Annotated in this window: 12 protein-coding genes; 5 read left to right on the top strand and 7 right to left on the bottom strand. The window is 32.0% G+C overall.

Going from position 1 to position 8,702, the window contains the following annotated elements:
• Positions 1–12: 12 nt before the first annotated feature.
• On the top strand, positions 13–486 hold the full coding sequence (locus tag DIU01_RS12520) for a GLPGLI family protein (RefSeq protein WP_290834960.1): 474 nt from the start codon (positions 13–15) through the stop codon (positions 484–486).
• 36 nt (positions 487–522) lie between these two features.
• On the opposite strand, the gene DIU01_RS12515 is transcribed toward DIU01_RS12520, so the two are convergent.
• The 4 genes from DIU01_RS12515 to DIU01_RS12500 form a co-directional block, all read right to left on the bottom strand.
• Positions 523–1,365, bottom strand: coding sequence for an NAD(P)H-binding protein (locus DIU01_RS12515; RefSeq protein ID WP_290834958.1), 843 nt, complete (start codon positions 1,363–1,365; stop codon positions 523–525).
• A 53-nt stretch (positions 1,366–1,418) separates the two neighbouring features.
• Positions 1,419–3,800 carry a M20/M25/M40 family metallo-hydrolase gene (locus DIU01_RS12510; protein WP_290834956.1) on the bottom strand — a complete coding sequence of 794 codons (2,382 nt, stop codon included), beginning with the start codon at positions 3,798–3,800 and terminating at the stop codon, positions 1,419–1,421.
• A gap of 73 nt (positions 3,801–3,873) precedes the next feature.
• On the bottom strand, positions 3,874–4,224 hold the full coding sequence (locus DIU01_RS12505; RefSeq protein WP_290834954.1) for a hypothetical protein: 351 nt from the start codon (positions 4,222–4,224) through the stop codon (positions 3,874–3,876).
• 106 nt (positions 4,225–4,330) lie between these two features.
• The gene (locus tag DIU01_RS12500; RefSeq protein WP_290834952.1) at positions 4,331–4,675 is read right to left on the bottom strand and encodes a hypothetical protein; all 345 of its coding nucleotides are present in this window, start codon (positions 4,673–4,675) and stop codon (positions 4,331–4,333) included.
• 191 nt (positions 4,676–4,866) lie between these two features.
• On the opposite strand from DIU01_RS12500, the gene DIU01_RS12495 reads away from it, so the two are divergent.
• From DIU01_RS12495 to DIU01_RS12480, 4 genes are all read left to right on the top strand, one after another.
• The gene (locus DIU01_RS12495) at positions 4,867–5,190 is read left to right on the top strand and encodes a single-stranded DNA-binding protein (RefSeq protein WP_290834950.1); all 324 of its coding nucleotides are present in this window, start codon (positions 4,867–4,869) and stop codon (positions 5,188–5,190) included.
• Between the two features lie 56 nt (positions 5,191–5,246).
• Positions 5,247–5,579 (top strand): single-stranded DNA-binding protein, encoded by a 333-nt coding sequence (locus DIU01_RS12490; protein ID WP_290834948.1) that lies wholly within the window; start codon positions 5,247–5,249, stop codon positions 5,577–5,579.
• Between the two features lie 21 nt (positions 5,580–5,600).
• Complete coding sequence (locus tag DIU01_RS12485; RefSeq protein ID WP_290834946.1) at positions 5,601–6,029, top strand: HRDC domain-containing protein; 429 nt, start codon at positions 5,601–5,603, stop codon at positions 6,027–6,029.
• Positions 6,030–6,226: 197 nt separating this feature from the next.
• Complete coding sequence (locus tag DIU01_RS12480) at positions 6,227–6,709, top strand: hypothetical protein (RefSeq protein ID WP_290834944.1); 483 nt, start codon at positions 6,227–6,229, stop codon at positions 6,707–6,709.
• 278 nt (positions 6,710–6,987) lie between these two features.
• Here the strand turns inward: DIU01_RS12480 and DIU01_RS12470 are convergent, their stop codons facing one another.
• From DIU01_RS12470 to DIU01_RS12460, 3 genes are all read right to left on the bottom strand, one after another.
• The gene (locus tag DIU01_RS12470; protein WP_290834940.1) at positions 6,988–7,506 is read right to left on the bottom strand and encodes a ferritin; all 519 of its coding nucleotides are present in this window, start codon (positions 7,504–7,506) and stop codon (positions 6,988–6,990) included.
• 83 nt (positions 7,507–7,589) lie between these two features.
• The gene (locus DIU01_RS12465) at positions 7,590–8,492 is read right to left on the bottom strand and encodes a histone deacetylase (protein WP_290834938.1); all 903 of its coding nucleotides are present in this window, start codon (positions 8,490–8,492) and stop codon (positions 7,590–7,592) included.
• The coding region (locus DIU01_RS12460; RefSeq protein ID WP_290834936.1) for a CatA-like O-acetyltransferase at positions 8,492–8,702 on the bottom strand (211 nt) is incomplete at its 5' end. The genes DIU01_RS12460 and DIU01_RS12465, both read right to left, overlap by 1 nt.

Raw genomic sequence — 8,702 nt, 5'->3', positions numbered from 1 at the left:
CCCAATGCACACATGGGAAAAGCTTTTGGCGGTGATCACAGTTATTTTTTTGATAATTTATCTAAAAATTATATCGAGGAAAGACTTTTTTTAGATAATTATTTCATTTTAAATACTAAACAAAAAGACTTTAAATGGGAATTATTTAATGAAACGAAAGAAATACTGGGCTACAAATGTTATAAAGCAGTTTCTCAAGAGGTCAAATTAATTAATGGAAAAGACAAAACATTTTATACAATTGCATGGTATGCGCCAGAATTAAAATATCAAGTCGGTCCACAAGATTTTGGTGGATTGGATGGATTAATTTTAGAATTAACAGATAAAAAAAGAAAGTACTATTGTACTGAAATTCTTTCTTCAGAGAAAACACCAATGTTTATTTTGGAAAAACCAACAAGAGGCAAAGTTGTAACAGAGGAGGAATTTTTATCTGAAATGGATAGACTTGCCGAGGAAAGAGGATTCCCTACCTCTAAATAATATTTTATTCTGTTAATCTTTAGTTGGATTATATAGTTAATAGCGATTTATTTCAAATTTATAATTTAAAATTGATTCCACTTTATCACTCAAAATCGTCTTGCCAATAGAAGGTTTACTTTCTTCAAATTCTGGCAAAGGTAAATCTAGTTCAATTGCTTTTTGAATATAATATTCTTTTCGAGTTGGATGAAATGGCGCAACTGCATTAAAGACTTCATTCGAATCCCAATTGTCAGACTGAGCTTGTCGAAGTCCTTTTTTAATTATTTCTTCAATAATTCCAATGCAATCTATTTGATGAATTAAATTTATTGGACCTTCCGGATTTTCGATGTTTTTTCTTCCAGCTAAAAATTTTATCGGATGTCTATCATCGCCAATCAATCCTCCAAAACGAACAATTGTTGTTTGGAAATTGTCGTTGCTTTGCAGTAGTTGTTCTGATTCAAGTAATTGTTTTCCGCTTTCTGTATCAGGATTTGGAATTGTTTCTTCTGTAATTATCGAATTGTCATCTGAATAAACCGATGTTGAACTCACAAAAATTACTTTTTCAACCAATGATTTTTCTATATGTGGGATTATTTTTTGAATTTTAGCAACGAAATTTTCTGAAGAATCACCTCGTAATTTTGGAGGAATATCTATAATTAGAACATCTGAATTTTGGAGAAAGTTTTCTATAGAAATTTTAGTTTCATCAGACACTTCGACTGCGCTCAGTGAGACAAGAAACGGATGTATTCCAGCATTTTCTAAAACAGCAATTTTCTCCACAGAAGTTGTAGAACCATTTACAGAAAACCCTTTTTCTATCAATGATTTTGCTAATGGTAATCCCAACCAACCACAACCTAAAATACTAATTTGTTTCATGTATGCTGAACTTGTTTCAGCATCTCAATTTGCTGAATTATTTTATAAAATTGTTATTCTATGGCGGATTGTTTTAAAGTATCAACCGCAATATTTCGATAAACACGTTTAGGCAAAGGTTTAGGATTGTCTTCTAAAATCGGACTCGCTTTCACTTTTCCTTTCACAATTACAGCATCCGTTAATACAAATGGAGTTGGTATCATCCAATTGCGTCTTTTTGCCATGCTAAATGATGGATTGGTCATCAAATCGAAAGAACTTTCTACAAAATTCATGTCCAATTTATCACTATTTGAAATCGAAAATTCTAATTCCAAAGGTAAATTATCTACCACGTAATAACTCAAAATCTTATTGCTTATTTTGCCCGAAATTTTACTTTCTAAGTCAATCGATTTTACTCCATTCGCTTTCAGATTGTTGATTTTTGTATTGGAGAAGATATCATATCGGTTTACTGTTCTATTTGGCAAAAGCTTAATTTTTAAATAACGTTTCGTTCCAATTACAGAATCTCTCAGGAATTCAATCGTTGGTTTTGCAATATTTTTCAGCGGTGCATCACTCATAAAAGTAAATTCTGAACCGTATTTGCTATACAATTTATTAGTATTTAATGATTTGGCATCTTTCGGATTTTCACCCAAATAGCCTTTGGTCCATTCATCTAAATTGGTGTCGTAAGTTGCCCAATTCGCTTTGTTTGAATCAGCATTTAAAACATAAACCAAACTATTAGGCTTTGCTTTTCCATAAACATAACCACTCGATTGATGTGCTTTTATAAAGAAACCTAATGCTAGTAAAACGAATAAAGTTGCCCAAAGTTTCTTTTGTGTAAACGAACCAAAAATTGGCAACAATAAAACAAAACTCAAAACCGTTAAAACCGAACTTCCAACCAATATTTTCAATCCCAAACCAATAGGAAACATTTGAATAAATGGTGCAAGAATGACTAAAGTTGGAAGTGCCAAAATCAGATTTAAAACCGAATTTGTTTTTTGAGTAACTACATAATAACCCAACATAAATGTGCTAGAAATTACCGGAATAATTAAAAATCCTGCGCCTTGAAGTTTTAAGAAGATTCCAATATTTAATAATAACCAAATAAATAATGGAGCAATCATCTGATTCATTTCCAAATATTTTTTAGCCGTTTTTCCATAAAATAAAAAGCAAAATGCCAACGTCAAACAAACAAATCCATAAATGTAATCGTGACCATTATAAGTAAATCCGTGGAGAATGTCATTGTATTGTGGATAAATGGCAAGCAACGTTTTCCATCCCAAAAAAGTAATTCCACCACCAATAATTAACGAACCTAATAGCGGAACAAATCCTTTTATAATCTCGTCTAAACGTAAAAGTTGTTTTCCTAAACCTATAAAAATGAAGATTAAAAACAGTCCAAAAGCAATAATCAGCATCGGCAAAATCCATTCAAAAGGATAACTCACAAATGTAAATGGGATCGAAAAATAAACTTTATCGTTTTTAGAATTTAAGTTGGTCAAATCAGTATTAGAAAAATGTTTCAACAACGGAAACAAATACGTTCCTTGATGCGCCAAGGTTTTTGGATCTAAATGTTCGTATTTATCTTGTGAAGTATGATAATCAAAATGGTCGTCAATAAACGCAAAATTAAATCCTTGAATTTTACCACTTTCTCTAAAAACAGTCAAATCGGTATCATTGGGCAACATTTTATAAATGCTATACATCAACGAATTCGAAACCGGATAGCGCAATTTTCCATCAGAAAAACCATTAACCATTTTTGCATTTCCTTCGTTGGTTTCCATCAGCATATAACTTGGTCCGCCACTTCCACGAGCTTCAAAATTTAATACTAAACCTACTTCTTTTGCCCATTGGTGTTGCGTTACAAAAAGCGCTGCGCCATTCAATCCCAATTCTTCCGCGTCAGAAAACAAAATGATGATGTCGTTTTTGTGTTTTGTTTTAGTATGTAAAAAAGCACGAACACTTTCAAGAATAGTTGCCACACCAGAAGCATCGTCACTTGCACCGTGAGAATAAGAATGTGGTGCCGAATCATAATGAGAAAGTAACAACAATGCTTTTGTATTAGAAGTGCCTTTTATTCTTGCCAAAACATTTTTAGATTTTACCAAAGTACCTTTTTCGGTCATTGTAAAACCTTCTTGAAAAGTAGCATCCAAACCTAAATTTTGCAATTCTTGGACCAAATATTGCGCAACAACTTCATGATTTTGCGAACCCACATAATGTGGTTTTGTAGTCATTTCTTTCACTTTTACCAAAGCACGTTTGGTGGAAAATTCCGAAAGTGGTGCTTCAGTTGTATCATAACTTTGAGGCATCATAAAATAAAAAATGCCAACCAATAGTGCCACAAGCACCAACATTATATATAGAGAAGAGTAATTTTTTTTCATTTATACTGAACTTATTTTAATAACTTTTTTTAACCCAAAACCCGAAACCCGCAACCCGAAACCCGAAACTTTTCTAATATTCCTTCTTCACCAACATATAAAAATCATTTTCCAAAAAACGATAGCCTTGATCGTACACAAAGTAATATGTGTTTCCTGTATTAGTGTTCAAAATATTCGTAAAATAATCAAAGTCAAATCCTTTACTTAACAATTTAGTCTTCGTAATTTTCGATTTTCCGTCAGGATTTGCATCCGATAAAATTCTATAATTCTTGCGCAATTTATTGTTCACATTGCGCATATAATTGTTGCTGTCTTTGTTAATTTTGTTGTTGTACGCATTTCGGCAACCATCGCTACAGAACTTTTTGTCCTCGCGACCAACAATTTTTTCGTTACATTCTAAACAGTTTTTACTCATAGTTCTAAATGTTTTAAGGAGCGAATGGCTCGGGCATTTTTGGTTTCCATTTTCCTGCTTTTCGTTCTATCTCGTCCCAAAAGACGAGATGCCACTGCAATCAGGGCTAGATTGGTTTTGTATTGTTTTCAAGCTCAAGAATTAAAAGATTTATTTCGTAAATAAGTAATTCAGTTTTCTTAATGTCACAGTTAGTAAGAATAATGTCTTTAAAGCCATTTTTTAAATGTATTCGTAAAACATCCGATTTCGATTGTTGCCAAAAACCAAATGTGAATTCAATTATTTTATCAAAAAAAGACAAACTTCTAATCAATTCCAAATGCGATATTGAGTTTAAATCTACCACACAATTATCCTTAATGTAATCCTCATTTCTAATTACAAGATGTCTATTTTCAACATAAAGCTCAAAAAGCGGATTTTTTCTAATGATTTTATCGTTTTTCATTGTTTGGCATTAATTCTTTTAAAATCAATCAAATATAATAAAAATTTTCCGTTTACAAACGTTTACAAATATTTACAACCGATTTTAAATGGTAAGTAACCGAATAAAATTTGCCAGCCGTCACAACTTTGCATCGTCGAAAAGAAACAACGACAAAAATTACAACAATAACATTAATTAAATTTTACGCCATGAGAAACAAGGTACAATTAATCGGACATGTAGGTCAAGAACCAGAAATCAAAAACTTTGACGGAGGAAAAAAATTAGCAAACTTAAGTATCGCTACACATGAAGTCTATTACAAAGAAAACGGAGAAAAAGCCGAAAAAACAGAGTGGCATCGAGTAAGCGCTTGGGGAAAAACTGCTGAAATCATTGAAAAGTTTGTAACTAAAGGAAAAGAAATTGCCATTGAAGGTAAACTTACCCACAGAAGTTACGACGACAAAGACGGAAACAAACGCTATGTAACCGAAGTGATCATAAACGAACTTGTCTTAATGAACAAGTAATTTCGATTTCAAAATTCAATTTAAAAATAACAAAAACAATTTAAAATTTAAACGCCATGAATGCAATTAAAAACAAAGTACAATTAATAGGACACGTAGGTCAAGAACCAGAAATCAAAACCTTTGATGGAGGTAAGAAAGTAGCCAATATCACAATTGCTACCAATGAAAGCTATACCAATAACAAAGGTGAGAAAGTTGAGAATACCGAATGGCATAGAATTACCGCTTGGGGAAAAGTAGCTGACATTATTGAGAAATATGTTATCAAAGGTAAAGAAATCGCTATCGAGGGAAAACTAACGCACAGAAGTTATGACGACAAAGATGGAAATAAGCGTTACATCACAGAGATTGTTGCCAACGAATTACTGCTTTTAGGAAAATAGTTCAACGTAAAATCTAGCACTATGAACATAAAAGTATTTAATATCCGATTGGATAAAGATAATTGCGACAATGATCAAAATTTAATGAATGCGTTCTTAGATTCTGTAGAAGTGAAACTTACTTCAACCAATTTTGTAACCACAGGAACAGTAGATTTTTGGTCGGCAGTAGTTTTCTATGATCTGAAAAAAAGTGATTCAAAACCAACAGAAGTTATCGAACTCAATGAAAAAGAAAACGCAATCTTTACAGCATTAAAATTGTGGCGCAATGATTTGGCACAAAAGAAAGGTTGGTCTTCTTTTAGAATTTGTCACAATTCACATCTAATTTCCATTGCAAAAGAGAATCCTCAAAGCATAGAAGAACTTAGAAAAGTGAAAAGTTTTGGTGAATCAAGAACTATAAATTACGGTGAAGATATAATTGCAGTATTGAATTCTTTTTAAAAGCCATCTAGTTAATTTTTGCAAAAGCGACAAATTGTTTTGTCGCTTTTTTGTTTCATTTTGTAGCATAAATTCTACTGGTAAACTAAAGTTTTTAACACGAAAACGTTTTCGAAACTACTGAATTTCTTATAATGTTATTTTTGTGATACATTTATTATCTAATTAACAATAAATCATCATTAAATTACAAATACATGTTAAAAATTACTAAGTTTTCTTCAATTCTTGTAGTGCTTTTGTTTTCATTAAATTGCAATTCTCAAGCGATTGGAGTAGGAATTAATACTAGTGATCCTAAAAGTACACTTGACATAAATGGAAATTTGTCTATAAAAACTGCTACTGTAAACGGTGGCCCAAGTGGTTCCGCCGCACAAATAACCGATCAAGGAGTTTATATTAGTTTAAATGCAAATGGTAGTAATAATGATTTTGCAGTTCCAAATCCAGTTTTGGTTCCTGGTAGAATTTATATACTAAGAAATATCTCAACAACAAATACGGCTTTTTTGTTAACTACGGGAACAACAACTACAACTGGAAAATTTTTCGCAAAAAGTTCTTCAAATCCATCTGAAGGGTCAGGTGGCGTGGCTGTGATAAATATGCCAGCTAATGGTGATGCAAAAACTATCATTATTGTTAGTGATGGAGCAAATTGGACTTACTTCTTTTAATACAAAAAAGCCTTCAATAACGAAGGCTTTTTTTATGCAATTTTCTTAATCAAATCATACATCGGACAACGTGAACAACGTTTAGATTCGCTTTTCATATATTTTTCGCAACAACTCGATTTGCAGTTGTCAGAGATGTTTAATTTCTTGATAAGCTTTTTCTTATCTTTCTTCTTAAACTTCTTTTCTTCTGATTTTTCCTTTTTGCCCAAAACTTAACGTATTAAATAACAGGGCAAATATACGTTATTTTTATAAGTTCTAAATAAAAATAACAATTATTTTACATTTGGAGCAGCAGCACTTGTCACAGATAGAATTTGAATATCTCTATCAAATAAGTACAATCCGCCACGATCTTCACCAATTAAGTTTATTTTATCTAAAATCGTTTTCGCTTGTGCTTCTTCTTCAATTTGCTCGGCAACATACCATTGTAAGAAATTATGTGTAGCATAATCTTTTTCTTCAAAAGTAATGTGAACTAACTTATTTATAGAATCAGAAACAAAAAGTTCGTGTTTGTACAATTCCTCAAACATTTCTTTAAAATTTCCAAAGCTCGTTTTTGGCGCTTTTAAGTCGGTTACAATAGCATGTCCGCCACGTTCATTAACATATTTAATTAATTTCAACATGTGTTGACGTTCTTCGTCTGATTGTGCGTACATAAATTGCGCAACACCTTCAAGTCCTTGAATTTCTGCCCAACATGCCATTGATAAATAGGTTTGAGACGATTCTGCCTCGATTCTTATTTGCTTATTTAAAGCTCCTTCTATATTTTTTGATAACATAATTTTTCTATTTTTTGTAAAGTTACAAATTTATTGATTTATCAATTCTTGAAATAAAGTTAAAATCGTTTTTTAAAATAAGTCTAAGTAAAAATGTTTTTAGCTACTCTAAATGTGTTGGTATGTGCCTCTATAATTGTTTTAATATTTGGAGAATAACCGCCGCCCATACTCACTTGTAAAGGAATAGAATACTTCTTACAGTTTTCGAAAACAATTTCATCACGCTTTTTACAACCTTCAATGGTGCAAGATAATTTACCAAGTTTATCTGATTCTAATATATCAACTCCAGCCAAATAAAATATAAAATCTGGTTTTTGTTGTTCTATAAGTTTAGGAATCATTTCATTTATAATCGAGAGAAAAGTACTATCGTTTGTTCCATCTTCCAAAGCAATATCCAAATCAGAAATTTCTTTTTTAAATGGATAGTTGGTTTTGCCATGCACAGAAAAAGTAAAAACGTCGGTATTATTTCTAAAAATTTCTGCCGTTCCGTTTCCTTGATGTACGTCTAAATCAATTATTAAAATTTTGGATGCAAGATGATGATCTAATAAATATTGAGCAGCAATAGCTTGATCATTCAATAGACAAAATGCTTCACCATGACTTGTAAAAGCGTGATGCGTTCCTCCAGCAATATTAAATGAGACATGATTTTCAAAGGCTTTTATGCAACCTAAAAGTGTTCCGTTTGCAATTCGCAATTCGCGTTCTACAAGTTCAGCAGACAGTGGAAAACCAATTTTTCGTGCAGCTTTAGCATCCAACGTTAATTGTAGTAAATCATCCAAATATGTTTTACTATGAACTCGAAGTACATGTTGTACATTAATAGTTTCGGGTTCAAAAAAATCTGAAACAGCTGCTGTGCCTTCGTAAATAAGTTGTTGTGGAAGCAAGTCATATTTTTGCATCGGAAAACGATGACCTTCAGGTAAAGGATGTTTGTATATAGGATGAAAAGCTATCGGAATCATCAGTCTTGATTCATTAGATCTTGAAAGGCATTTACAAAAAGTCCAACATGATAGCCATCCATCAAACCATGATGCACATGAATTGACATTGCCATAGTCTTTTTCCCATTTTCATCTATCATTTTTCCAAATGATATTTTCGGGCAACTGTCGGGCAAAGTAAAACTTCTAGCATGAGAAAGTGAAGTAAAATTCACCCAAGGCAAAGCC

Source organism: Flavobacterium sp. (assembly GCF_003525665.1).
In the GTDB taxonomy this organism is placed as follows: domain Bacteria; phylum Bacteroidota; class Bacteroidia; order Flavobacteriales; family Flavobacteriaceae; genus Flavobacterium.
The sequence above is the reverse complement of the archived record's forward strand: the minus strand, read 5'-3'. Positions and strand labels throughout refer to the sequence as shown.

Bases quoted from the DNA above. Each gene is read 5' to 3' on its own strand.
- DIU01_RS12520 (WP_290834960.1), top strand. From the start codon at position 13: ATGGGAAAAGCTTTTGGCGGTGATCACAGTTATTTTTTTGATAATTTA.
- DIU01_RS12515 (WP_290834958.1), bottom strand. From the start codon at position 1,365: ATGAAACAAATTAGTATTTTAGGTTGTGGTTGGTTGGGATTACCATTA.
- DIU01_RS12510 (WP_290834956.1), bottom strand. From the start codon at position 3,800: ATGAAAAAAAATTACTCTTCTCTATATATAATGTTGGTGCTTGTGGCA.
- DIU01_RS12505 (WP_290834954.1), bottom strand. From the start codon at position 4,224: ATGAGTAAAAACTGTTTAGAATGTAACGAAAAAATTGTTGGTCGCGAG.
- DIU01_RS12500 (WP_290834952.1), bottom strand. From the start codon at position 4,675: ATGAAAAACGATAAAATCATTAGAAAAAATCCGCTTTTTGAGCTTTAT.
- DIU01_RS12495 (WP_290834950.1), top strand. From the start codon at position 4,867: ATGAGAAACAAGGTACAATTAATCGGACATGTAGGTCAAGAACCAGAA.
- DIU01_RS12490 (WP_290834948.1), top strand. From the start codon at position 5,247: ATGAATGCAATTAAAAACAAAGTACAATTAATAGGACACGTAGGTCAA.
- DIU01_RS12485 (WP_290834946.1), top strand. From the start codon at position 5,601: ATGAACATAAAAGTATTTAATATCCGATTGGATAAAGATAATTGCGAC.
- DIU01_RS12480 (WP_290834944.1), top strand. From the start codon at position 6,227: ATGTTAAAAATTACTAAGTTTTCTTCAATTCTTGTAGTGCTTTTGTTT.
- DIU01_RS12470 (WP_290834940.1), bottom strand. From the start codon at position 7,506: ATGTTATCAAAAAATATAGAAGGAGCTTTAAATAAGCAAATAAGAATC.
- DIU01_RS12465 (WP_290834938.1), bottom strand. From the start codon at position 8,492: ATGATTCCGATAGCTTTTCATCCTATATACAAACATCCTTTACCTGAA.